The 24,015-nt window shown below is 48.2% G+C and carries 27 protein-coding genes, 1 pseudogene and 1 riboswitch; of the genes and pseudogenes, 18 read left to right on the forward strand and 10 right to left on the reverse strand.

The genetic code is table 11. The annotated features are described in order from the left end of the window. Window position 1 precedes the first annotated feature (1 nt). The 3 genes from K331_RS0116350 to K331_RS0116360 all read right to left on the reverse strand — a co-directional run bounded on the left by K331_RS0116350 (window position 2) and on the right by K331_RS0116360 (window position 2,594). On the reverse strand, window positions 2-214 hold the full coding sequence (locus tag K331_RS0116350; protein WP_028591123.1) for a hypothetical protein: 213 nt from the start codon (window positions 212-214) through the stop codon (window positions 2-4). 10 nt (window positions 215-224) lie between these two features. Then, on the reverse strand, window positions 225-1,064 hold the full coding sequence (locus tag K331_RS0116355; RefSeq protein ID WP_028591124.1) for a hypothetical protein: 840 nt from the start codon (window positions 1,062-1,064) through the stop codon (window positions 225-227). Window positions 1,065-2,120: 1,056 nt separating this feature from the next. Beyond that, the gene (locus K331_RS0116360) at window positions 2,121-2,594 is read right to left on the reverse strand and encodes an ArpU family phage packaging/lysis transcriptional regulator (protein ID WP_028591125.1); all 474 of its coding nucleotides are present in this window, start codon (window positions 2,592-2,594) and stop codon (window positions 2,121-2,123) included. A gap of 465 nt (window positions 2,595-3,059) precedes the next feature. Here K331_RS0116360 and K331_RS0116365 point away from each other — a divergent pair, with 465 nt between their 5' ends. From K331_RS0116365 to K331_RS0116380, 4 genes are all read left to right on the forward strand, one after another. Further along, window positions 3,060-3,491, forward strand: a complete 432-nt coding sequence (locus K331_RS0116365; RefSeq protein WP_018885102.1) for a helix-turn-helix domain-containing protein — start codon at window positions 3,060-3,062, stop codon at window positions 3,489-3,491. A gap of 134 nt (window positions 3,492-3,625) precedes the next feature. Beyond that, window positions 3,626-4,072 (forward strand): ImmA/IrrE family metallo-endopeptidase, encoded by a 447-nt coding sequence (locus tag K331_RS0116370; protein WP_018885103.1) that lies wholly within the window; start codon window positions 3,626-3,628, stop codon window positions 4,070-4,072. Window positions 4,073-4,311: 239 nt separating this feature from the next. Further along, the gene (locus tag K331_RS0116375; RefSeq protein ID WP_028591126.1) at window positions 4,312-6,147 is read left to right on the forward strand and encodes a 5'-nucleotidase C-terminal domain-containing protein; all 1,836 of its coding nucleotides are present in this window, start codon (window positions 4,312-4,314) and stop codon (window positions 6,145-6,147) included. Between the two features lie 256 nt (window positions 6,148-6,403). Beyond that, the gene (locus K331_RS0116380; protein ID WP_028591127.1) at window positions 6,404-7,078 is read left to right on the forward strand and encodes a 3'-5' exonuclease; all 675 of its coding nucleotides are present in this window, start codon (window positions 6,404-6,406) and stop codon (window positions 7,076-7,078) included. A 95-nt stretch (window positions 7,079-7,173) separates the two neighbouring features. Here the strand turns inward: K331_RS0116380 and K331_RS0116385 are convergent, their stop codons facing one another. From K331_RS0116385 to K331_RS32245, 3 genes are all read right to left on the reverse strand, one after another. Further along, the gene (locus tag K331_RS0116385) at window positions 7,174-8,160 is read right to left on the reverse strand and encodes a helix-turn-helix transcriptional regulator (RefSeq protein ID WP_018885106.1); all 987 of its coding nucleotides are present in this window, start codon (window positions 8,158-8,160) and stop codon (window positions 7,174-7,176) included. A gap of 129 nt (window positions 8,161-8,289) precedes the next feature. Then, on the reverse strand, window positions 8,290-8,991 hold the full coding sequence (locus K331_RS29745; RefSeq protein ID WP_051289869.1) for a hypothetical protein: 702 nt from the start codon (window positions 8,989-8,991) through the stop codon (window positions 8,290-8,292). A gap of 448 nt (window positions 8,992-9,439) precedes the next feature. Beyond that, window positions 9,440-9,586, reverse strand: a complete 147-nt coding sequence (locus tag K331_RS32245; protein WP_169718354.1) for a hypothetical protein — start codon at window positions 9,584-9,586, stop codon at window positions 9,440-9,442. Between the two features lie 225 nt (window positions 9,587-9,811). Here K331_RS32245 and K331_RS0116400 point away from each other — a divergent pair, with 225 nt between their 5' ends. The 7 genes from K331_RS0116400 to K331_RS0116430 all read left to right on the forward strand — a co-directional run bounded on the left by K331_RS0116400 (window position 9,812) and on the right by K331_RS0116430 (window position 15,559). After that, window positions 9,812-10,243 carry a hypothetical protein gene (locus K331_RS0116400; protein WP_028591128.1) on the forward strand — a complete coding sequence of 144 codons (432 nt, stop codon included), beginning with the start codon at window positions 9,812-9,814 and terminating at the stop codon, window positions 10,241-10,243. Between the two features lie 62 nt (window positions 10,244-10,305). Further along, window positions 10,306-11,010, forward strand: coding sequence for an AIM24 family protein (locus K331_RS0116405; RefSeq protein ID WP_051289870.1), 705 nt, complete (start codon window positions 10,306-10,308; stop codon window positions 11,008-11,010). 118 nt (window positions 11,011-11,128) lie between these two features. Further along, window positions 11,129-11,172: riboswitch (PreQ1 riboswitch) on the forward strand. Between the two features lie 130 nt (window positions 11,173-11,302). Continuing rightward, window positions 11,303-11,998, forward strand: coding sequence for a 7-cyano-7-deazaguanine synthase QueC (queC, locus tag K331_RS0116410; protein WP_018885111.1), 696 nt, complete (start codon window positions 11,303-11,305; stop codon window positions 11,996-11,998). Next, window positions 11,991-12,482, forward strand: a complete 492-nt coding sequence (gene queD / locus K331_RS0116415) for a 6-carboxytetrahydropterin synthase QueD (RefSeq protein WP_028591130.1) — start codon at window positions 11,991-11,993, stop codon at window positions 12,480-12,482. The genes queC and queD overlap by 8 nt, the downstream gene beginning before the upstream one ends. Beyond that, on the forward strand, window positions 12,475-13,236 hold the full coding sequence (queE, locus tag K331_RS0116420) for a 7-carboxy-7-deazaguanine synthase QueE (protein WP_028591131.1): 762 nt from the start codon (window positions 12,475-12,477) through the stop codon (window positions 13,234-13,236). Before queD ends, queE begins: the two co-directional genes overlap by 8 nt. Window positions 13,237-13,286: 50 nt before the next feature. Then, a complete protein-coding gene (queF, locus tag K331_RS0116425; RefSeq protein ID WP_028591132.1) occupies window positions 13,287-13,784 on the forward strand; it encodes a preQ(1) synthase in 498 nt (165 codons plus the stop codon). A 506-nt stretch (window positions 13,785-14,290) separates the two neighbouring features. Then, complete coding sequence (locus tag K331_RS0116430; protein WP_028591133.1) at window positions 14,291-15,559, forward strand: MFS transporter; 1,269 nt, start codon at window positions 14,291-14,293, stop codon at window positions 15,557-15,559. Window positions 15,560-15,674: 115 nt separating this feature from the next. Here the strand turns inward: K331_RS0116430 and K331_RS0116435 are convergent, their stop codons facing one another. Further along, entirely contained in the window at window positions 15,675-16,157 is a 483-nt protein-coding gene (locus K331_RS0116435; protein WP_018885116.1) for a YhcH/YjgK/YiaL family protein, read from the reverse strand. 283 nt (window positions 16,158-16,440) lie between these two features. Between K331_RS0116435 and K331_RS0116440 the strand changes: the two genes are divergently transcribed. Further along, window positions 16,441-17,670 carry an acyltransferase gene (locus tag K331_RS0116440; protein WP_028591134.1) on the forward strand — a complete coding sequence of 410 codons (1,230 nt, stop codon included), beginning with the start codon at window positions 16,441-16,443 and terminating at the stop codon, window positions 17,668-17,670. A gap of 88 nt (window positions 17,671-17,758) precedes the next feature. Here K331_RS0116440 and K331_RS0116445 read toward each other — a convergent pair whose 3' ends face one another. Continuing rightward, a complete protein-coding gene (locus tag K331_RS0116445; RefSeq protein WP_028591135.1) occupies window positions 17,759-18,274 on the reverse strand; it encodes a hypothetical protein in 516 nt (171 codons plus the stop codon). Window positions 18,275-18,402: 128 nt separating this feature from the next. Between K331_RS0116445 and K331_RS0116450 the strand changes: the two genes are divergently transcribed. Both K331_RS0116450 and K331_RS0116455 read left to right on the forward strand, forming a co-directional pair. Beyond that, entirely contained in the window at window positions 18,403-19,338 is a 936-nt protein-coding gene (locus K331_RS0116450) for a hypothetical protein (RefSeq protein WP_028591136.1), read from the forward strand. A 143-nt stretch (window positions 19,339-19,481) separates the two neighbouring features. Further along, window positions 19,482-19,718: an NHLP leader peptide family RiPP precursor gene (locus K331_RS0116455; protein WP_028591137.1), complete on the forward strand. Its 237-nt coding sequence runs from the start codon at window positions 19,482-19,484 to the stop codon at window positions 19,716-19,718. Between the two features lie 60 nt (window positions 19,719-19,778). Here K331_RS0116455 and K331_RS0116460 read toward each other — a convergent pair whose 3' ends face one another. After that, entirely contained in the window at window positions 19,779-21,665 is a 1,887-nt protein-coding gene (locus tag K331_RS0116460) for a sensor histidine kinase (protein ID WP_028591138.1), read from the reverse strand. 144 nt (window positions 21,666-21,809) lie between these two features. Then, window positions 21,810-22,100: a hypothetical protein gene (locus K331_RS0116465; protein ID WP_028591139.1), complete on the reverse strand. Its 291-nt coding sequence runs from the start codon at window positions 22,098-22,100 to the stop codon at window positions 21,810-21,812. A 278-nt stretch (window positions 22,101-22,378) separates the two neighbouring features. Between K331_RS0116465 and K331_RS0116470 the strand changes: the two genes are divergently transcribed. From K331_RS0116470 to K331_RS0116485, 4 genes and pseudogenes are all read left to right on the forward strand, one after another. Then, on the forward strand, window positions 22,379-22,645 hold the full coding sequence (locus tag K331_RS0116470) for a hypothetical protein (RefSeq protein ID WP_028591140.1): 267 nt from the start codon (window positions 22,379-22,381) through the stop codon (window positions 22,643-22,645). 137 nt (window positions 22,646-22,782) lie between these two features. Next, on the forward strand, window positions 22,783-22,944 hold the full coding sequence (locus K331_RS32255) for a hypothetical protein (RefSeq protein WP_018885124.1): 162 nt from the start codon (window positions 22,783-22,785) through the stop codon (window positions 22,942-22,944). Between the two features lie 29 nt (window positions 22,945-22,973). Further along, window positions 22,974-23,258: a hypothetical protein gene (locus K331_RS0116480; protein WP_028591141.1), complete on the forward strand. Its 285-nt coding sequence runs from the start codon at window positions 22,974-22,976 to the stop codon at window positions 23,256-23,258. A 229-nt stretch (window positions 23,259-23,487) separates the two neighbouring features. Further along, window positions 23,488-24,015 (forward strand): annotated as a pseudogene (locus K331_RS0116485) (transposase); the annotation flags it as partial.

Raw genomic sequence — 24,015 nt, forward strand, 5'->3', positions numbered from 1 at the left:
ATTACTCCACCTTCGCTTTCATAAATTTTGTAATTTTTGTGCCTGCTTCCTCCACGGATAGCAGTTGATCCTCAGTTCCATAACAAGCTCCTGCCAGCACCTCCGGCTTTACCCCGAACAACGCCTCGGATTTGGCCTTCAGTTCATTCAATGTGTAGCGTGGGGCTGTGACCGACTGTGGGTCTAGCTTCTGTGTCTTCTTCTTGAACACCATATCAAGCACCTCATTTCAAATTCGGATGTACGTACAGCCTGCGAATCAACGCCGCTTCCTCTGCTGGGCGCATTCGCCGTTGAGCCAGCGTAAGGCTGATCTGCCCGTTCAGGAAAGAATCCGTCTGCCAATCAGCACGAATCTCCTGGGCGGACATATACCGCCGTGTGTCAGCATCCAGCGGAAGCTGCAAAGCCCCGCTAATCGCCTCCATTAAGAGCGAAGCTGTAGCTTGCTCCAGACGCTGATTGGATGCCCAGACATGACCCGTGAACGTTTTACGGACCTCATACATGGATGCACTTGGGATTCGTGTCTCACTGCCCGTCATGCGCCACAGAATGGCGCGCGAGCCAATAGCCTCGGGCCAGGCATCACCGTATACCCGCCATGTATCGTCCAACTGCGATGCGGTCCAGCCCTTCAATGCTGCTAACCAAGCATCCTCCGTCGCTCCGACGTCTACGACTTCAGCCTCAGGCACATACAGAGCGAACCTCATGGTCCGCATGATCCGCTCCTTCGTACCTGACACGCTCTCAGCCCCGCGACTCCCGGCATAGTGCAGCGTTACCGAGCTGCTGTCCGTATCATCCAGTGGCTGCCTATGCAGACCATCCAGCAGGAGCTGTGCCCAGGCATCGCGTTCTGAAGCCTGGGTAGCGAGACTGTGTAGCTGGATGCATACAATTTGTCGATAGCCAGCCCACGCCGATTTCCATACCGCTTCCCCGAAGAACAGCTCCGCATAAGTATCCGGAGGCGGGTCAGGAACCGATTGCAGGTCGTACACCCGGCCTGCTAATTGGGGAATCAATTCGATGATCCTCGCCTTCAAAGCTTCTCTCATGCAGCTATAGCCCTCCTTTCTCATTGCTAAATGCACAGAAATAAACACAAACTGTGAGCCACATCCCTGTCTCTATTGACCACTGGCACCACCAGCTTAAGCCATATCCTGACAGTCGATCATGATGGCGTGATGTTCACAGATATGGCTGCTGCTTCATCCATGACGCTGACATTTCAGATGACCTGCAGCTGTGAAAGAGCTACAGAAATGACATCATCGTCACTGTCACCAAGTGTGCCTTGGCCCAGACAAAAGCAGTCCATAAAGAAACGGATACCAGCCTTGTGCAGGCGGTATCCGTTTCTCTTGTCCTCATTCCCGATATTAACATCTTACAGCCTTTTTCCGGCTGTGATGACGTAGATAAGCATGATTATAGAAGAGAAAAAGACGAACTTATGTTCCTGTTTTTCTCCGGATCATATTCTCTCTTCATTCAGGGCCTAAAACCCTGATATTATGGGATAATCCACAACTCGGATTAACCTAATGTTCTCATTTCATCAGAACAAAAAAAGAGGGTATTCCAGTAAAAGGAACCCCTCTATAATAATCTTCTATACACTACCTTCTTCACAGTACCTTATATAGCGTCTACACAGTAACTTCCAAACAGTACCTTATATGATGTCCTTCTACATTAATCCTTTATGTTAATCCTTTATGTTAATCTTCTAATTTTCTATATGCTATTAAGCTTCTATATTCTATATAGTACTCGCAATATCTGCTATATATTAATTCTTTGTATATTAATCTTGTATAAATTAATCTCTTGTACAATAAGTCCACGTAAAGCCTGTACATAATAGCGCTCCTGAATATTAACTACTACATCCCAACTACATATTTCATCTTGTAAATGTCTTCTTGCATAAATCCAAGGGTGCTTGAATGCGGTCAACTCTTCTCTGATCTGAAGCCTATGCCAAAGCGAGCTGGAGTTGAATCTCCACTTCACTTACATCAAAGTTAACGTGAATTCGTCACACAAAAATAGGAACAAACGTTCTTGTTTGTGGTATAATGAAATCATATGCAGCTCTGCTTATTCTAAGCCTTTGAGGCAGCTTTCTTGCGCAGCTGCTCCAGACGAATCAGTCCCCTGTCGGCCAGGGCCAGCGCTAGCTTGTAGAAGGCACGTGTTCTGATTTTGCTATACGTATCCTTGCTCACTGGAGGGTCGAATACGTGATTGTAGATTTTATAATCAAAGACATCATCCTGCTTCAGGTAACGTTCCTGGATCAACAGCTGTTCACGATCGCTCAGACGGGCGACCAGCGTATCAATCATGTTGCAATAGGCTGCCCGCGCGGCGGCGGCGTGCACGTTGTGAATAGCAGTTGAAGCGGTAGCGTCCGAAGTTTTGTTCGTTGGACCATGCGGACGATCTGTATAGCTGGCTGTAACAGAGGTTTCTTTGTCCATGAAGGTTATGGTCTTATAGATCCTGTATTTCTCAAATAGTCCTTCAAGTGTAGCTTGTGTCGCACGTCGATCCAGCTCTGGCAGCATGTCATTCATCATTGCATTCGCTCCTTCTTTGCCTTTTGGCAATAGTATGTGTCCAATGGTTCTTCTCATCCTGGGAGGAGTAGGATAAGCAGATCGCATCAGGCCTCAATAGTTGTCAGCTTTTAATCTATTATCAGCTTTTGTTCACATTTTGTTCGTGTTTTTGTTCGCTTTGTAGGGATAATATACCACTTTATGATGTACTCACCAACTGTCATTTTTCGTGAAATTCGAGCGCTAATCGACCTGTGGCTCTAATTTTCTATACCTTTTGGCATATATCTCTCATTATCTCTTTACCTTAAGGCAACATGGTTATATAGTAGATAGGTAACCATTACCAATCAAGAGTTGCATGGTTCAGGCCTCGTCATAATAACTATCTACTATATATACGTCCTACGAATACGTCATGACACGACACAGGCTTGGATCGGAGCACAGGATGATTGGACAAAAAGGAGTGGCCGTACCGTGCAAGAGTCTCATTTCGGAACCTATTTACGACAACTGCGTGAACAGAAGAAAATCAGTATCAATCAATTGGCAGACGTTGCAGGCATAAGTAATTCCCAGATATCAAGGATTGAGAACGGTCTGCGCGGTGTACCTAAGCCCGCGACGATTCGTAAGATTGCGGATGCCCTTGCCGTACCCTATGAGGAGCTGATGGGCAAGGCTGGTTATCTGGAGCAGGAGTTTTCCGTAACGGAACGTGCCGTCCCGGAATGGGCTACCTCCAAGGACAAGCGTGATTTCAAAAAAATGCTGGAGGAGGATGGTGAGCTAATGTTCGATGGAATCCCCTTGGATGACGAGGACAAACAAAGAATCAAGGATGTATTGACAGGGCTGTTCTGGGAAGCCAAGCAGATGAATAAGCGCAAACCTCCAGGCTCAGGGTAATATTTCAACCGGTTCATGAAATGGACTTATGGACGAGCTTCAAGTTATTACATACTCGCATTTTACAGCATGACAGTTGTACGCGAAGCGCCTGTAAAATGCTCATCAACAAAATGGATGGCAGGTGAGTGCCCTTGAATGAACTGATTCGCAGACTGATCCACAAGCACCGCACCAATTGTCCCTTTGATATTGCTTCTGCTCTTGGCATTCATATCCGTTATTCGGATCTGGGCAAGACGACAAAAGGGCTGTATTTTCGGAAGCTGCGCCGCCGCTTCATTGTGATTCATAACGATCTCACCCCAGAATGGGAGCGTTATGTATGTGCTCACGAATTGGGCCATGACCGACTCCACAAGGGAATTAGTCGTTTCTTTCTGGAGGAGCATTCCTACTTTCAGCCGGGAAAATGGGAGCGGCAGGCCAATCATTTTGCAATCCTGCTGCTCAGTGAGGGGCATCCCCCTCTGCCGGACGAGCCTCTGAACACGTATATGTCCAGAATTGGTCTTCCCCAGGAGGTCTCCGTATTTTGGCCCCCCTCTACGGGTCTGGACTCGCCTGATATCAACAAATAATCAATTTGTCAGATTGATGGCATATATTTTTACGTAGTTTTTACGTTTTTCTACGTTTTTTTTGATAGAATCATATTGGGCTGATAGAACTACTACATAATATGTCCTTGGAAGCCTTGGCCCAAGAGGACGCGGAGCGCATCCCATGCTGCTTACCTGCGGTTACAGAATCCTGCGATTCCTACAGATTCAGCGGATTCTATAATCTATACAAAAACATATTAGGAGGTTATATCTACATGAAGCAATGGAGAAGGCTCTCTGCCGTGCTATTGTCTGCTACTATGCTCTTCGGAACTGCAGGAATGGCTATGGCTGATACTGCAGCCGATACCGCTGTGCCTGAAGGCAGCAAGCACATCACACTGCTGCATACGAATGATGTCCACTCTCATGTCGTAGCAAACGATCCCGAGATGGGGTATGCCAAGCTGGCGGGTATCATCGACAAGTATCGCGGGGAGAACCCGAACACACTGCTGCTGGATATCGGTGATGCAGTGCATGGTACAACCTTTGCAACGCTGGTGAATGGCGAGAGCATTCCAAGCGTAATGAACAAGATGGGCTATGATGCGATGGTTCCTGGTAACCATGAATTCAACTATGGCTCCACTCAGCTCGTAAAGCTGGCCGGTCTGATGAATTTCCCTATGCTCAGTGCAAACGTAAAGAAAACAGACGGAACCCGCCTGTTCGAACCTTATACCATTAAAGAAGTAGACGGCGTCAAAGTCGGACTTATCGCACTGACTACGCCTGAAACGGCTTATAAGACTAACCCTAAGAACGTAGAAGGCATTGAATTCACTGATCCTTCTGCTGAGGCTAAAGCGATCGTGGACGAGATTCGTGACGACGTGGACGTAATTGTTGTAATGGGCCATCTGGGTCAGGATGCATCCAGCACGGATACTAGCTTCAAGGTGATCAAGGAAGTTCCAGGTATTGACATCTTTATTGATGGCCACAGCCACACCGTACTGGAGAACGGCCTGGTCAGTGATAACGGTACGCTGCTCGCCAGTGCCGGAGAATACTCCAAATACCTGGGAGTCGTTGATTTCTGGGTCAATGAAGGCGAAGTGGTTAGCAAGAAGGCTCAATTGATCGATCAGACCAAAGCGGCTGATATTGCTCCAAACACAGAGGTTGCTGCACTCATTGATTCCATTCGTAAAGAACAAGAGCCTATTCTGGCACAGCAGGTCGCTACGACTACTGTAGAGCTGGACGGCGTGCGTGAGCATGTTCGTGCAGGCGAGACCAATCTTGGTAATCTCATCGCTGATGCACTCAAGGACGTGAGTGGCGCTGATGTGGCGTTGACGAACGGTGGCGGCATCCGTGCTTCCATTAAGGCCGGCAACGTAAACAAAGGGGACATCATTACGGTGCTTCCATTCGGTAACCAAGTGGTAACTCTGGAGGTTACTGGTGCTGACCTGAAAGCTGCTCTGGAGAACGGTGTGTCTTCCTACCCGGAACCAAGCGGCGGCTTCCCGCAAGTATCTGGCATGACCTTCAAGATTGATGCTTCCGCAGCAGCGGGTAATCGAGTCGTTGACCTTTTGGTAGGCGGCGAAGCCTATGACCCAACTGCTACGTATACTCTGGCTACGAATGACTTTACTGCAGCCGGCGGAGACCAGTACAGCATGTTCACGAAATACCCACAAGCTGGTATGTATGGCTCGCTGGATGAGGCTTTGATCCGGTACATGCAACAGCCAGGAACCATTGCAGCTGAGGCAGATGGTCGAATCTCTGCAGTAGGTGCTTCTACGACCGTACCTAGCCCAGAACCGACGCCAGAGCCTGCTGCTCCTGCACCAGCTCCAGCTCCGGCTCCACAGCCAACACCAGAGCCTGTAACCACTCCTAAGCCACAGCCTGCGAAGCCATCTGCTCCGCAGACAACGGATAAGGAGATCTATATCGTTAAATCCGGAGACACATTGACGTCGATCTCCAAGAAATATGGAACAACTTGGCGGAATCTGCAAAAGCTGAACAAGCTGAGCAACCCGAACCTGATCTATCCAGGTCAAAAAATTATTCTGCCAGCATCCTAATGGCATGATGACAAGTACAGTTCAGGAATGCTAGTCTGACGGATCAGCATCCGCGAGGTACTTGTGCATCAAATTCCAGCAAGAAGCAAGGACCTCAGCTTCCACATGATCGTGGAGCTGAGGTCCTTTGCTATGTAAAAAAATATCCAGCTAACGTATTGACTCTGTGATACCTGAGGATAGATACTTAATAAATCAAGCTGCTGCCAGAAATGCAGCATATTATTATGATTCTTTTGCAAAAGGAGCTTGGCCCATGCAATACGTAATCTACGATCTGGAGTTTACCGTCAGTCGCCATACGAATTATTCTTCTGAAATCATAGACATCGGCGCAGTGAAGTGCACACAGGAAGGCGACAGGCTTGTCATCTCGGACCGCTTCCATACCTACGTACGTCCTACGAATCGTCCCGTATTATCTGCAGATACCATTCGCTTCACTGGCATTGGTCAGAAGCAGATTGATGCCGCGCCCTTATTTGGTGAAGCCGCTAGCCAGTTCGCAGCGTGGCTGGGAGAACCAGGCAGCTATTATTTGTGTGCTTGGGGACCAGATGATCGGATGAAGCTTATTTCTCACTGTCGCACGCATAGAACAGACCTGTTCTGGATTTGCAATACCAACGATATCCAGAAACAGATCTCGGCTGTGCTAGGGGAACCAGGGAAGTACCGTCAGCTAAGCCTCGGCCAGGCGCTGGAAAGCTGCGGAATTGTCTTCGACGGGCGTCAGCATAGTGCACTGGATGATGCCGTGAATACAGCCGAGCTATTCATTCGTTACTTCGATCAATTGAATCTCGTGACGAATAATGCGGCTAATGAGGAGTCGATCAGTTCAAAAGTCGTGTATTCCAGCAGCGATGACGAGGATGAGGGCTACAATCCATTCGGTAATCTTGCCAATCTGTTTCGCGATAAAACCTGAACACACAGGCTGATTAGCAACATGGTCAGCCTATTTCCAGTAGAGGACGAGCATTCTCTCCCGTGCTGTAATTATGCTTTCGTTGAAGCTCTGTTTTAATAATCGCTTCCTTCTGCCTTCTGTTCGGCATAGATGGTTCCCCACATATTCAGCATTTCTCTTAACCGTTGTCTATAGTGGATGGGCTCAAGAATTTCAGCTCCAGGTCCAAATTTGTACAGCCATTGTAAAAAATCGCTATCTCGATTCACTGTAACCTCAAATAATAGACTTCCATCAGGTAGATCCTTCAGAATTGGCTTAACGAACAGCTCCTCCGCTTTGATGGTCTGCGCCAGTTCACGATCAAATTTAATGATAAATCGAGTATGATCCTGACCTTTGCGTACTGACCATGTGTGACGAAAAAAATGCTCTACATCGTAGCTTTCCTTGCGGAACGTACGAGAGAGTATTCGGACACTGCGGAATCGGCTGATCCGAAATGTCCGTACCTTGGATTGAGAATGACAATAACCTAACATAAAGAACCTTCGTTCCTGAGGAATGAGACAATAGGGATCAATTCGTTGTAGTCCCTCGTCAACTCCTTGGCCAGGATAATAATCTACTTCTATCGTTTGCTGGGTCAGGCTGGCTAATATAATAGGCATAAGAGAATAAGGCTGATCTTCTCGGCTAGAAGGCTGACCTAAGCGAATTATGTTAGTAAGCTGCTGTGCAACATTGGCCTGCTCTACTTTCTTCTTCTGGGCTGATGCCATTACCTTCTCATAGGCGCTTTCGAATCCATCCGGCAGCATAGGCTTCACCCGATCCATCACCATAGATAGCATGGAAAAAGCAGCTGCCTCTTGTTCCGTCCAATTCAGCGGGTATAAGGCAAAATTGCTAATGAATATGTATCCTTTACCATGCCCCATATTGGTGATGGGGATATGCATAGCACTGAGCGCTTCCATATCCCGATAGATCGTCCGCTCCGATGTCTCACAGCGCTCTGCGAGTTCTCTTGCCAAAATGCCAGGGTTCGCCTGTACAATGGTAATGATGCGCATGAGCCGAATCAATCGATCAGTCAAGGACTTTCCTCCTCTTTAACATAGTAAATTAGACTCACCCAACATTTTCATAAATGACATACATTTTCCATTTTAATGCAGGTTAACTATGGCTTTTGTGACTATTTAGAGCTTGCAGGAAATATTTCCTTATTGAACCAGTAATTCTTTTTTCACTACATAAGTCTCGTTCCATGAGCGATATAAATCCAAAAAAATCTCGGCTTCCCGCAAATAATCGTAATCTCCTAGTCTCGTAGCCCGGATCAACAAGCTATCTGCATGTCTCCGCAGCATGTCCCCTCCCTGTACAGCTGACCCCCTTTCATATAGACGCAATGCCTTTCTCAATATCTCGAAGGATTCATTGAACATTATGAATTTCTGCACTCTTGGGTTAGGAGAGGCCATGATCAGACCTGTATGCAACGTAAAATGAACAAACAACATTTCCGAACGCAGTGCGGTGCGCTCGTCACTGCCAGGTCTACGCCAGCTCCACTCTACTGCACATACAGCATGCCTCCCGGAGGGATGCGGGTCGACTCGAAAGTCTAGCAAAGCATGCCTGCTCTGGCCACTATACAAATTCCCACAGTGTATTATGACTTCTCCGGGGCGATCATTCAGATCCATTTCCACTCTAGTTCCTAAGACTCTACCAAAATGAGTTCCTGGTTCAGGTATCAGGTGCATCCGAAGGTCACAGCCTAGCATTTTAGGTCTCATATGGATTCGTCTTCTGCGACCATAGACTTTCCCCCACTCTACCAGCAAATGAGCCTGATGCCTTCCAGTAGCGGACATAGCCTCTCTACTCCAGGTATAGCTAACATCTAACATGCTACTCATGAACATTTCCCCCTATTGTACGCAAATATATCTATACCCTATCAGGAAGAATCGTCATCATATTGTCAGGGAACATCAGTTCCGTGGAAGAAAATACCCATATTTTTAGTCAAGCCTGTATTTCAGCCTAAAAAAATCCTTTTATTGTGATGTTTTTTACATTAAAACCTTTGATTTTAGTTATCTATGCCCTTGTATTCTATAAATCAACAATAAGAAGCTTGCGTAATTACGAATTCTAATACGGACCCTATTCCCCCATGCGACATTCTACGCAGTAGGACATCACAGATATGCAGGAGGTCTATACGACAAAAAGCCACAGTGCAGGTTCTAGCAAGCCGTTTGGCTTTTCCTGCTCTGTGGCCTATCGTAACAAGGGTTGTAGATTAACTCGTTCAAGAAGTTGTGTTATTCAGCTCAGTTTAACCAAAGGAACGCTGTGGCATTACATAGATGGTGGGGACGTCTCCTCATGAATCAACTCCGTCTGAATGAGCTCATAGGTGACACTATCCAGCATGAGCTCCTTGCCCAAAGGCTTGCCATTCACGGTAATCCATATCTTTTTGTAGGCTTCATCTTGCTTTTTCATATCCGTCCATCTCCTCTTTATGTGAAATAGTTCTAATATTTTTTTCGGCTCTTAGTGATCTGAGTGCTACTGAAGGTCGTATGGTGTCGTAGTATAGAAGTATGGCTCAAATCGTGCAGCAACATGGATGTATCGCCCCCTGTCGCTCTGAACTTTATTCATATACCCCGTTTGGGGTACACTTAAACCAATCCTGATTCAACTATAGCTGAGGAGGAACCCTATATGCTTTTCAGACTTCGCAGTCTCCTTCCACGATGGCTTATGCTTCTAAGTATGTCTGTTGCAGTCTGGCTGTGGAGCGGACAAGCTCATGCAGGATACTGGGAGGATGTCACCCATGGCTGGGAGCAGCTCTCCCGCTTGCCTGGAGAGGTACAGCAGCTTCAGGACAGCTACCAGGAGACCAAAGCGCAGCTGGAGGAGGCCCAACAGAGCCTTGAGAGCTACCAGGAGCTGAACGCCAAGCTCTCCACACAGAATCAGCAGCTGGCTGCTACAGTAAGTGAGCTGACCCAGCTGCAACAGCAGCGTGAAGCTGCCTCACATCGCAATCGTATACTTTTGTGGACTGCGGTCGGTCTTTTCGCTGGTTATTTCCTATTTATACGCGTATTACGTCTGGTTATGAAGCTCCGCTCCGGGCAGAGCTACTGATCATTTCTGCAATGCCAATGTAATCATTGGATCACAGGCAGCAAGGATAGCGAGGTGACAAGGTGCAAATACACAATGAAAATGAACTCAGCGATCTGGGAGGATCAGCCGTGACCTTTGATCTGGGTGAAGAAGATCTTGTCCATGTCCTTCATCCGCAGCAGATTATTGCATATCGTGGCTCCAGTCATTTACGGCATGACAAGCTGATGAATATCAAGGGCATGTACCGCAAGCGCAAGCTGATTCAGGCGGATTTCAGCGGTCCATGCCGCTTCACAGCAGCTCTGCCCCCAGGCTTCTCCTTCACGACAGTGCCGATCGAGGATGGCAGTAGCCTGCTGTATGACTTTCGCTATCTGTTCTACTATACGCACGGCATCCGGATGAGAACGAAGCTCCTTAACGTCAAGAATATGCTCTTCACCAAGGAAGTCCTCAAGATGAGATTTGATGGAAGCGGCGAGATTGGTCTGCTGACCCCCGGCATGGTCTGTCAGGAAGCTCTGGATCCCGAGAAGCCTCTGTACATCGAAGCGAGCAGTGTGATCGCTTATCCCGAGCAGGCCAAGCTGGAGTTGGCCGTGTACGGCAATCATTTGGCCAGTCAACATATGAGCTATCATCTGAAGATGACTGGACAAGGAACTGTACTGTTTCAAGCAGGGCAGCATAGCCGCAGGCTGGAGCAGGACCTGGCGGATGAAGGTCTGATGAAACGAGTGTTGCGTGAAATTATTCCTTTCGGAAGTGTATTCATTAAATAGGCCAGACATGCTATAATGTTACGGTGCTGGTTATGCTCTGTGAATTAAGAACAACCGCGCAGTGCAATGGCAATAGTTCTACAGCAGTTCAATAATTGAAGATATTCCGTGCATGGTCACGGGAGAGGTTCGCGAACTCCCTCTATAAAAAACTATTTGGCGCTTGGCCCCCAGTGAAAATTCTGGATGAGGCAAGGCCTGTTTTTTGTTGGATGCCAGTTCATGAAACTCTCCGTCTTCCTTTGGCAAAGCCGTTGCTTTGCAGATTCCAAGAAGATTGAGAGGTTTTTTTATGCTTAAAAATGAGAAAGCCATTGTTGTATTCAGCGGTGGACAGGATAGCACAACCTGCCTGTATTGGGCGCTTGAACGTTTTGCAGAGGTCGAGGTCGTTACCTTCGATTACGGCCAGCGCCACAAGCTGGAGATTGAGGTCGCTGCGGGCATTGCCCGTGATCTTGGCGTGAAGCAGACGGTGCTGGATATGAGCCTGCTAAATCAGCTGGCCCCGAATGCCCTGACACGTGATGATATTGAGATCACACAAGCCGAGGGCGAACTGCCCAGCACATTCGTAGATGGACGCAACATGCTCTTTCTAACCTTTGCCGGGATCATGGCCAAGCAAAAAGGTGCACGTCACATCATCACAGGCGTATGTGAGACCGACTTCAGTGGCTACCCGGACTGCCGCGATGTATTTATTAAATCCTTGAACGTGACATTAAATCTGTCCATGGATTATCAATTCGTGATTCATACGCCGCTGATGTGGCTGAATAAAGCCGAGACATGGCGTCTTGCAGACGAGCTGGGGGCATTTGACTTCGTGCATACCCGGACGCTCACCTGCTATAACGGCATCATTGGAGATGGCTGCGGCGAATGTCCAGCGTGTCATCTGCGCAAGGCAGGGCTGGATGAATATCGGAATGAGCTTGCCCAGTCATCCAAGGACTCCACAGCCGGAGGTGCTTCGCATGCGTGAGCCAGGACCTTTTCGAATCGTTGAGCAACTTCAAAAGTTCGGAGAGGATATTCGTCACGATCAGCTCCGCTATCATAACAAGCGTGTGCTCGTGAGCAAGGAATTCACCTTCGATGCCGCCCATCATCTTCACGCCTACGAAGGCAAGTGTAAGAACCTGCACGGCCATACCTATAAGGTAGTCTTTGGCGTTAGCGGCTATCCGAACGAGGTTGGCCTTACTATTGATTTTGGCGATATCAAGAGCATCTGGCAGGAGTATATTAACGGCTATCTTGACCATCGCTATCTTAACGAGACATTGCCACCGATGAACACAACGGCAGAGAATATGGTCGTCTGGATGTTCGAGCAAATGGAAACTGCGCTTACCTCTCCCGAATACAGTGAGCGCGTTCGCGGCGGACGTACCGAGTTCGTACGACTGTACGAGACACCGACGAGCTATGCGGAGGTCAGACGGGAGTGGATGTTCAATGACTAGTATAGCCACCATGAATACAAGCACGGCAGCTCCCATTCCTGTGCTGGAGGTCTTCGGGCCTACCGTACAGGGCGAAGGCATGGTCATCGGACGCAAGACCATGTTCGTCCGCACCGCCGGCTGTGATTATCGTTGCTCCTGGTGCGATTCGGCGTTCACTTGGGATGGCAGTGCGAAGGATCAGATCCGTCGGCTGTCTCCTGAAGAAATCTGGACGGAGCTACACAGCATTGGCGGCGATCGCTTCTCTCACGTTACCATTTCAGGCGGCAATCCCGCTCTGCTTCCGCAGCTGTCCGGCCTCATCGAGCTGCTGCACGAGCATGGAATTGCGACTGCAGTGGAGACGCAGGGCTCCCGCTGGCAGGATTGGCTGCTGAGCATTGATGAGGTTACGGTCTCTCCCAAGCCACCTAGCTCGGGGATGGCAACGGATTGGAACATTCTTGATGAGCTCGTTCAACGTCTGGCAGCTCGTCCTGGTTCGAAATCTTACAGCATCAAGATTGTTATTTTTGACGAGCAGGACCTGGGCTACGCTCGCGAGGTCTACAGAAGATACCCAGATGCTCCTCTGTTCCTGCAGACAGGTAATCCGGATGTCCACACGCTAGCGATCACAGACCAGGCCTTGTCGCTACTAGCCCGTTATGAGTGGCTCATTGACCGGGTCATGGAGGACCCGGAGTTGAATGACGTCAGAGTACTTCCTCAGCTTCATACGCTGGTCTGGGGCAATAAACGAGGAGTCTGATTCATATTTTGAGTCGCAATCTATTTTTATTTATATAAGGAGTGCTACCTATGGCAGGAAGACAAAAAGAAGATCTGAGTGAGATTACGTTGCTTGGCAACCAAGGAACCAAGTATACCTTTGAATACGATCCAGGCATTCTGGAGAGCTTCGACAACAAGCATCCATACCGTGATTATTTCGTAAAATTCAATTGTCCTGAATTCACCAGTCTGTGTCCGATTACCGGACAGCCGGATTTTGCCACAATCTATATCAGCTATATCCCTGACATCAAGATGGTCGAGAGCAAGTCTCTCAAGCTGTATCTGTTCAGCTTCCGTAATCATGGTGATTTTCATGAAGACTGCGTAAATATCATTATGAATGACCTGATCAAGCTCATGGACCCACGCTACATTGAGGTATGGGGCAAATTCACACCACGAGGCGGTATCTCAATCGACCCTTACACCAACTATGGCAAACCTGGCACGAAATATGAGCAAATGGCTGAGCAGCGCATGATGAACCATGATATGTATCCGGAGAACATTGATAACCGTTAAGCGATAAAGTGGCTAAGCAATAAGAGACCATCAAGGCTGCGGCGTAGCCTGAACGTGAGGAACGCCTGCAGCACGTACCCTTCCAAGGCCGCTCTCTTCATCATTCTGTAGAATGGGTAGAGGGCGGCCTCTTATTCACATTTCTGTGTTATACTGTTAGCACTTGTTATCTGCATATTTACATAAACATGTTGTGTCAACCACTGACTTCTTACCAGCCTACTCGGTTTGTTCAGACTAGTACCTTGACCGAATATGATTCCAGGTTGAATGATCTGGAGAACGTAGTAGTTAGCGGAAAACGGGGAAGCTCTAGAGAAACGAAGTGGCCGCCTTTAAGCTTGCTGTTCAACCGCTCTTCATCATAGATGGAAAGAACAGCAAGCTTAACAGTGGTCGACAGGGCTCCCTGCTTGCAGCGACTCTATACTCGCATTTGATCTGGTTAAAGTATTAGTTGTCAATACGCATTATGCTGTCACAATGATCTGTAAAGGAGAATGAGCATGCCCGCCCCTAGTGTCGCCAAGCCACGAGAGCTCCCAGGGACTCCCTCATCCGGAGCCCAGCCTCAAGGCACGGTCTTTTACATCTTGATTGCCATCAGTCTTGTGCATTTATTCAACGATTCGATTCAATCCGTCATTCCAGCTATATTCCCGATTTTGAAGCAATCCATGCAGCTAAGCTACACGCAGATCGGCTGGATTGCGTTCACGATTAATTTTACGGCCTCCATCATGCAGCCCGTCGTCGGCTGGTTCGCGGATCGTCGGCCTACACCAGCCCTGCTACCGATTGGGATGTGCTTTACGTTCACAGGAATGCTCCTGCTCGCCTTTGCCAAAGATTATAGTGCCGTGCTCGTAGCGGTTACCTTTGTGGGCCTTGGCTCAGCAGCCTTTCACCCTGAAGGGTCGAGGGTATCCCATATGGCTGCCGGAGCCCGTCGTGGATTGGCCCAATCTATCTTTCAGGTCGGCGGGAATGCCGGGCAATCCCTGGCCCCGATTCTGACGAGTCTCGTCTTCATTCCGCTGGGGCAGTTCGGTGCGATCTGGTTCACTGGAGTCGCTGCTGCAGGGATTGCCGTACAAATCTTCATTGCACGCTGGTATGGCCGCATGCTCACTGCTGGAGTCCAGCGGCGGAAGCAGACGAATTCACGCTCGATTCACCCGGATGTCCGGCGACGAATCGCGACGGCTCTCGTACTACTGGTATTGCTGGTGTTCATTCGCTCATGGTACATCTCCTCCATCGGAAGCTATTACTCCTTCTATCTCATGGAGGTGTTCAAGGTGGATCTGAGCAGTGCGCAGCTGTACATCTTCCTGTTTCTTGCGGCAGGTGCTGTCGGTACCTTCTTCGGAGGTCCGTTGGCTGATCGCTTCGGGAAACGCAATGTGATTTTCCTGTCGATGGCTTTGGCTGCGCCAATGGCCCTGCTACTGCCTTATGCCAATCTGTTCTGGACGGGTGTCCTGCTTGCGCTGATCGGATTCATTCTCCTGTCCAGCTTCTCTGTCACCGTCGTCTACGCGCAGATGCTGGTACCTGGCAAGATCGGCACCATCTCTGGCCTGATCACCGGGCTTGCCTTCGGTCTGGGTGGGGTGGGTGCCCTCGTCATGGGGAACTGGATAGACTTCGCGGGGATTACGACCGTTATGTATGTATCTGGCTTCCTGCCACTGCTCGGCATACTGACTTACCTGCTTCCATCAGACCGCACGCTGAATCGCTGGGCTGAGGAGAACGGTGCAGAAGTATAGACTTACTTTCATTCGGGATACGCTGATAACTTTACATGCTATTATCTAATAACAAATACACCTGCAGACCGCCTCTGGCGGCTTTGCAGGTGTATTAGCTTTGTTGGTATACTGGTTATTCTGCAGACTTCAGAATATGACTATCGATCTTGATTACTGCCTTGCGAATGGTCATATTGCTCCCGGCTTCACAGCATGGGCGATGGATATCCTGTGGCGTGAAGAGCGCGTACATGCCCTCCTCCAAAATAACATCGATCTCATCAGTCATTTCTCTTGCAAAAAATACAATGTCCTTCTCACTCATTAAATCTTCTTCCACAGGTTGTCCATTCAAGCGGGCCGTACCGATACGCTCCCGTCCGTGGATCAAGTACTGGATATCGAGAAATCTCTCATGTGCCTCTGGGCGCTTCTCTGCTGTAGGTGCTGTCTCAGCCTCCTGCAGTAGACAAAAGATCCGATCTCCATCAATATCATATCTACCATTCTCCAAGCCCGAAAAATCCGTCTGCTGCAAAAACGCCATCGCTTGATGAATAGCTGGGTGCAAAAGCTCTTTCTCTTGCGCCCAGTCCGAAAGTCGACCAATAAACATTACCGTCGCTCCTTACTTTGCTGAATAGGATGAATTTCACAAATTAGAAAAAAGTAAGCGGTATCATTATAAACTCTAGATAGGATATTGTATATGCCAAATCGCACAGCACAGGTATATATTGCTTCGTTAGGGTCGTTTTTGAGCGACGTTACGGGGTTATATTTCTATATGGTTCTACTTATTGATATACACGTTCGTCGGTATTCAGGCATTAATGCTACATTAATCTTGCTGCGTTATAATAGCCGTTGGTTAGGGTAGGGAAAGAAGGGAGTCATGCATGTTGGAAAAGAGAGGAAAGCCGCGGATTGCGGAATGGAGCGAGCTACGCGGCCTTGCCTTTATGGCTATTGTGCTGCAGCACAGCATCGGTGAGTATATTTACAGGAGCGATATTTTGCAGCCGGATTCTACCATGCTGGTTATGATCTATCATCTGACCCGTTTTGGCACGCCGACCTTTGTTTTTCTTTCAGCGGCGCTGCTATTTTATAATCACAAGAACGATGTGAGCTATCCGAAATATATCCAAAGACGGTTTTCTGATATTTTTGTTCCGTTTATGCTCTGGACCATCATTTACTGGCTGGTGACTCGTATGTGGTCGTCCCATACCTGGACGGAGCCTTCCTTCTGGACGGGGCTATTGAAGGAATTTATAATCCCGACTCAAGGTTATCATTTGTGGTTCGTCGTCATGATCTTCCAGTTCTATATTCTGTTCCCTCTTGTTGTGATCGGAGTGAACCGGGTCCGTAGCGCACTGAATGGTTATGACAGCACCTTCCGCACGCTACTGACCGGAATGCTGTTAGCTGTACTAGGCTGCGCTTATGCGCTCCTGATGCACTGGTCCTACTATGACATGGCTGACTGGTACGAACGAATGCCAGGCTGGCTCCAACCGTTCATTCAGTTCCGCACTTATAATGTGCTGATGTATTTCTTTTACATTGCACTGGGAGCCGTATGTGCGGGAATGATAGGGACCTGGCGACGGTGGGTCATGAGAGTCCTGCCCTGGAATGGCATCGTGTTCGTCCTGTTGTACATGATTATGGGTTATACCGTGCTGAACCAGTCAGGTACGACCATGAATCTGAACATTTCCACCTATCTCAAGCCAAGCACCTTCCTGTTGATCATTTCGCAGATTCTGCTGCTCTATGGTCTGCTACTTCGTACGGATACAGCGGTGGAGCCAGGAGCGTTCCGGAAAATGCTGGCCTGGATGGGCAGCTATTCCTACGGTGCTTATTTGGCTCATGCGCTGGTGTTGCTACTGGTGTCGCTGTTGACCCGGCAATGGTCCCTGGAAGGCTATCACATGATTGCTACACTATTGACCTTCGCTGTGGTCACTAGCGTCTCTCTGGCGATTAGCAGAGGCTTGTCCTCGCTTTCTCTTGGCCGCTGGCTCGTGGGTCCTGGCAAAAAGCGTTCTCTGAAGCTGCCCTGGACACATACCTCTACCTCCGCCGATCAATCGGCAGCTGGAACCAGTCTGTGAATAAGATAGTATAGAACCTTAATACAAACTTTAAATATTACTTTGTTGATAGCTGAAGGTCGCGCTGCGTCTTATCGCAGTTGCGGCCTTATTTGGAGCACTCAGTGCCTCTACCGGTCGATTTCTGCTCCTTGCATTGAGATGAATCCCTGGCGTGGATATCCCGCAATGGTTGATTCACAATCTTCTGCAGCCACACCTTCGCTTGTTGCTGGCGCTGCTCTGCCTCCTTTGGCGTCAGCCTTCCCTCCTTCAGCATTTGCTGTTGATTATTATTCATGACGAGCATGAGCTGATCAATCAACTGAACCTCATTCCAGCCTCGTTTTGCCTTAGCTAGTTGGGCAAGCGTCTTGCCTGCTTCAATCTCTTTGTGTATCTCCTTCCGGCTCATGCCGAGCAGTCGAGCTGTCTCTGCCATGAACGAATGCTTGGGTCTATGTGATCTGTACAGTAAATGATGACCCGGCTCGGACTTCTGCTCTCTGGATGGTGCAGGATGAGCCGGATGGATCTCGGAGCTATGAGCATGCATGGGCATTGAGCTCAGCAACAGGACCACAGTGCATCCAATCCATACAGGCCGTTTCCAATGTAATGCCACGATTATACCTCCTTATTGTCTTGTCTTTTCCTCCAATTCCGTAATATTATGACATGGATGTCCCAATATTATGCAGAGTTTTCCTATGCTCTATAATGGGGCGTACATTTGAAGGCGGGAGGCTAATTATGAAATGGTACACGACATACAAGGATGAGCTGGAGATTGTTTTTGCAGATGCCCGAGAACGGGTCAATCAATTCCCCCTAGCTCTGCGGAACCAAGCTCTTCAGTACATGGATCGCTTTGATCCTCTGCAAGAGGACAGTACGCGCAATTACATTTGTTATCTGCTTCCCTACTGGCTGCGTGATTTCACGGGTCTCAGCCATGATGTCTACCGCCGATTGGCCCTTGGCAATGTGTTTGTCATGCTGTACTTTCTGCTGCAGGACGATGTGATCGATTCTCAAGCAGAGGATTGCCGCACACAGCTAGTACTAGCGAACCTATTCCTAACGGAAAGCCTGGATATATATCAGCGTGACTTTTCCACCAATTCAGCGTTCTGGGGATATTACCGTACATATGTCCATGAATGGGCCGACAGTGTCGCTGGAGAGCTAACGAAGGATGATTTTCAGCAGGATCGGAGAAAGGTTGCACTGAAGGCTAGCCCGCTCAAGCTCGCTGGTACTGGAGCCCTGATACTGGCTGGCAAGGAAGACTTTATTTCTGCGGTTACTGGCATGACAGACGACGCATTGGTCGTACTGCAGATGTCCGATGACTGGGCAGACTGGAGAGAGGATCTGGAGGCAGGAGACTACAACTGTCTGCTATCACTGGTCAGTGCAGAGAATGGACGGAGCTATATGGAAGGGCTGGAAGCCCAGCAGATTGAACAGGCTATCTTCCTGCACGATGTCTTGAAGAGATTTGCCTACATCGCAATCGAGATCACAGAGCATCTTGGGCAAGCACAGCCTGTCATTCCGGATTTGCATCAATTCGCCGAGGAAATCGCAAAGGAACTGCTGCAGGAAGCCGAAGCACTTGAAGCGGGGAAGCAGCGATTGCAGCGAGGGGGATTGGAGTATTGGCTGTCTAGACACTTGGAGTGATCGAGCACAAGTTGCTTGGTATGCTTGGTAGTTTTATAATTTAAAATTGTAACAAAATGTATCATGAATATAGCCTAATTCCGAAGCTGCATGCTATACTGGATGGGACAAGCGCTTCATACCCCTAGGAGAGGATGATATGGATGGCTATCAATGAACTTCTTCAAACACAGGTAATTCAAAAAGCCTGGGAAGATCCGGAGTTCCGGGAAAGACTGCTGCATGATCCTAAGTCCGTTATTCAAGAGATGCTCGGAATCCAGCTTCCAGAGCATATTCAGCTGAAGACATTGGAGGAGACACCTGATCAAATCTATCTGGTGCTGCCGCCGAATCCATCAGGAGTCTTATCAGCCGTTAGACCTCAGGCAAGGTGGTAACAGCGTTTAACCGTGGGGAACTGAAGCTCATCGTAGCTTAACCCGAAAAAAAAGCCGGAATTATCCGGCTGACGGGAATCGGACAACAGCTTCTGTCCCCACCCCTTTTGAGCTTGTAAATGAAATGCTGCCTCCCATTGCCTCAATAATTCGAAACGTCACCATCATTCCAAGCCCCGTACCTTTTGTCTTGTTGGAGAAATAAGGTTCTCCGAGACGTGACAATGTCTGAGAGTCCATCCCTTCACCGTTATCCCGAATGTGAATGATGACCTCTTTGCCCTCCTGATATGCCCATATGTTGATCTGACCCTCTTCATCCAAAGCTTCAATGCTGTTCTTGATAATATTAATGAACGCCTGCTTCAGCTTGGAGGAGTTCCCACGCACATTCAGTCCAGGCGGAATATCCAGGTAGATTCGATCTCCCTGCAGATTAGCCATTGGACTGATGATGGCCTCAATATGCCTGAATTCTTCCAGCAGCTGCAGCGTCTTCACATGGTCAGGCTCTGGCTTGGCGAAGGTGAGGAAATCCGTAATAATACTGGATGCTCTGTCCAGCTCACCGAGAGCAATATCCAGATATCCCTTGTTCTTGCCCTTCTCCTGACCGCTAATGAGCTGTAGGAAGCCGCGTGTCACTTGTAGAGGATTGCGCACCTCATGAGCTACAGATGCAGCCAGATCACTGATGATATCCATCTTCTCCGAGCGCTGAAGCTCATTATTGAACATTTCCAGCTCACGAGAATATTGGACGACCTGACGGTGCTTCTCTGTCAGGCGTCGGCCCAGAATCGTAATCAGTGAAAGAATGAAGCCAACGACGCCCCATTTCCATAAGAAGAACTCATATTGCCCCTGTCTGACGTAATACAGCAGTAGCTCTCCTACAGAGGAGAAGCAGAAGCATGCGAACCCCATGGACATAATCGTAGCTTCCTTACTACCCTTGAGCGCCAGCCGAATGACTGAAGAGAAGAGTAGCAGGAGCAGTGCGATAAGCTGCACTCCCAGAAGCAGAACGCTAACTACGAAATAGCTATCGTAATAACGGTCGCCCGACGACAAATTAATGACCATGAACACCATGCAGAACAGAGAGTAGCCTGTTAGCCAAATCCGTGCCCAGCGAATATAACGCTTATCATCCAGAATCTGCTCGAAGAACAGAGCGAGTGCTGGTGACAGCATGTACAGTGAAATATCGAATAATTGCAGATATAGCTTGCCACCCTCCCGATAAAACGTGAACAGGAACGGAGAATAAGTGACAATCAACACGCCTACCGACAGCACCACGATACATAAAGAAATCCAGAGAAGCAGGTTCGGCCGGAATAAAAAGAATGAGCAAAAAGCCAGAACGGTTGCGATCAGGATAAAGGCTCCACCTAGCACGATATCCAGTATATCCTCCCAGATCAGGTCTCCCATCAGCTCCCGATGATCGCCTACGACCACTTTACCGCTAATTCCAACCTTATCCTGACGGCTGTCCATCCATATGTATAGGTCCTTGCCGCTGTCCTTCTGCTGGATCGGAAGCAGTACCTTGTTCAATTCATAGCTGTAAGGACGGTACGATTCATACATAATCATGTTGTCCTTGTAGATCGTAATGTGCTTCCCGTAAATATTCTGAAAATAGATAGCCGGTATCTCGTCATACAACTGGGGTACCTTCAATCGGATCCACGCAGCAGTTACACGTTCAGGCTTGTCCGGCAGAACTTCATCCCCTGTAACCGTCGTCCATGACAGATCCTTGGACAGACCTTCATGAATCGTCCCTCTCTCACCTGGTCCAGCCCATCTCATATCCCAAGTCGGAATAATCTGATCCGTAGAAGCTACTCGGGTAGCTGATGCAGGTATAGCGCCAACTGCAGCGAAGATCACTACGATCCAGATAACCGTTATTGCCTTATAAGCGTATTTCATGCAAGGCACCTCAACAGTTTCATTTTCGATGTAGCCATCCTGTGATTACTTCTATGATGGAAGTGATAATACTCGCTCAACTTGATGTTACATGTAATAATTCTATAGCCGCGCCTTGAACACCTGCTTGTAGCATGCACAAACTCATCTGGAGCGAAAGCGGGCCTCCTCATACTGATTCTCAATCATCTCACGCTCCCGCTTCTCAATCTGATCTCTGTATTCCACCCATTGCTTGCTGTCCTCATCCTCATATATCGTCCATATATCACTGAATAGGTAGTCCCGTAGTTCAACAACCTTGCCCGCCAAAATACCATTTGCCCAGTACAGGCCATCAGGGCGGCGGATCACCGTTCGACCGTAACCCGGAGTAGACGCCTTCTGTCCGATTCTGATAGACCTCACCATATGTCCGAGTGTCAGCCAGTCCATTGTGTTACCTCCCGTTGTTGGGTCCCTTGCTGAAAAAATCAGCGTCAGAAGTGTCCATTTATCATACAGCAATAAGGCATCGGTTGAATAGCCTTTCACTTCCCTAGGTAATATATACTTCATCACCCTCATGCGCCGTTTGACCTTGGCGTAGTTGGGGTAAGGTGCCAATAAGAGGCCATAGGTGGCGATGTCTCTTATTCAAGAGAACCATGATCATGTTATTTCAGAGGATCAACAAAGATGCACAAGCTAATTTATCAGAGGAGATGATTGTCATGCCTAATGATAACCCGAGACTGAACACGGAGCCGTCACTGCAGAACGCAGAGACCAACTGGGACAATCTGATGCAGGGAGAATATGAGACGCTTCAAAATGTACCTGATGCAGATGCACTCAGTCCCAACAGCCCGATTGATTCCTCTGCACCCGAAGAGCTACTTCACGGAATCGACCTGCTGAACGGCTTCGATGGCGAAGAGGATACGCCTCCTGATAACGCTGAAGTGGCGTCTCCACATCCTGAGCGTACATCAGGCTAAGCTCGAAGCTATGCTTGAAGCTATGCAATGACATAGCTATCACACTGACACAGACTATAATTATGATTCAAGCCTCCGTTAACCGTTTAAAGTGGTGTCAAGATACTTTATTCGCCGAATTCAAGGAGGGTTACATCATGAGTGAACAACATCGCAAGGTCGATATGGAACGTACCGAAGTAAGGAGAACCTCCGATTCCAGCCGGGTAGCCTCCACATTCATCAAGTATGCTGCCTATATTATTATCTTTTTTGGATTTCTGTATTTTCTGGTCCGCTACGTCTTTCCGATGCTATGATACGATCCGCATGAACAAGGAGATGAAGCATGATGTATAAGGACCCATTAAGTCAGGCTGATCTGGCCTACGAACGCTATAAGAAGCTCTCTCCACCAAGTACAGAGCCGGACATTCCGGAAAGTGATATGGAATATGTAGGCACCGTCACTGATCACGAGGGCTTGGCTTCAATCCCTGGCGTCAAGAAAGCTGAACCTGTGCGGTCAGCACTTGCAGACCCGTTTGAGGATCGTATGCGTACTAGCGGGAGCGCAGATCATCGACCACGAGGCCCTGGCTCTGCCCTACCTCAGGAGCGCTTGGATACTTAGCTCCCCACGTAGCTCGGATACTCCAATGTACTGTAGGCAATAGCAATGCTCCTTACCTCAAGTATACTCAAGGGAACTTTACAGCAGCGGCCCATTAGATGCTTTCTGGGCAAATAGATAGATCGGAGTGAGCACAAGCTCACAGAGAATGAAAGACAGCCGACCCCTTTCATGAGTGAACTGCACCCCAATTGTTAGACACCATCTAACAGTTGGAGGTGCAGTTTTTTTGTCCAAATTTAATTTAGAATTAAAAAAAGAAGCAATCAATCAATATCTTTCGGGGTCTGCTGGGGCAAAGAGCATTGCCAAGGCTTTAGGCGTGAATCATGAAGTTTTGCGTATGTGGATTAAGCAATACGAATATCACGGTTTAAAAGCCTTTGAAAAAAGCTATACAGCCTACTCCATGCCATTTAAACTAGACGTACTCAACTATATGAATGAGAACGGGACGTCTCCAAATGAAGCTGCTGTGATCTTCAATATCTCTTCACCAGGGGTTATTCGAAGGTGGCGCAGTGAATTCAATGAATATGGTAACGACGCCCTAATACCAAAGAAAAAGGGGCGTCGTATCATGTCAGATAAACAGAATAACGGATCTAATCAGAATAAGCCTGCGCAAGAATCAATTGAAGCATTACAGGCCGAACTAGAACGTTTGCGGATGGAAAACGCGTATCTAAAAAAGTTGAATGCCTTAGTTCAAAACAAGGAAAAATCACCAAACAAGACAAAGCGCAAGTAGTCTATG

The sequence above is a fragment of the Paenibacillus massiliensis subsp. panacisoli DSM 21345 genome (assembly GCF_000426545.1).
GTDB classification, from domain to species: domain Bacteria; phylum Bacillota; class Bacilli; order Paenibacillales; family Paenibacillaceae; genus Paenibacillus; species Paenibacillus panacisoli.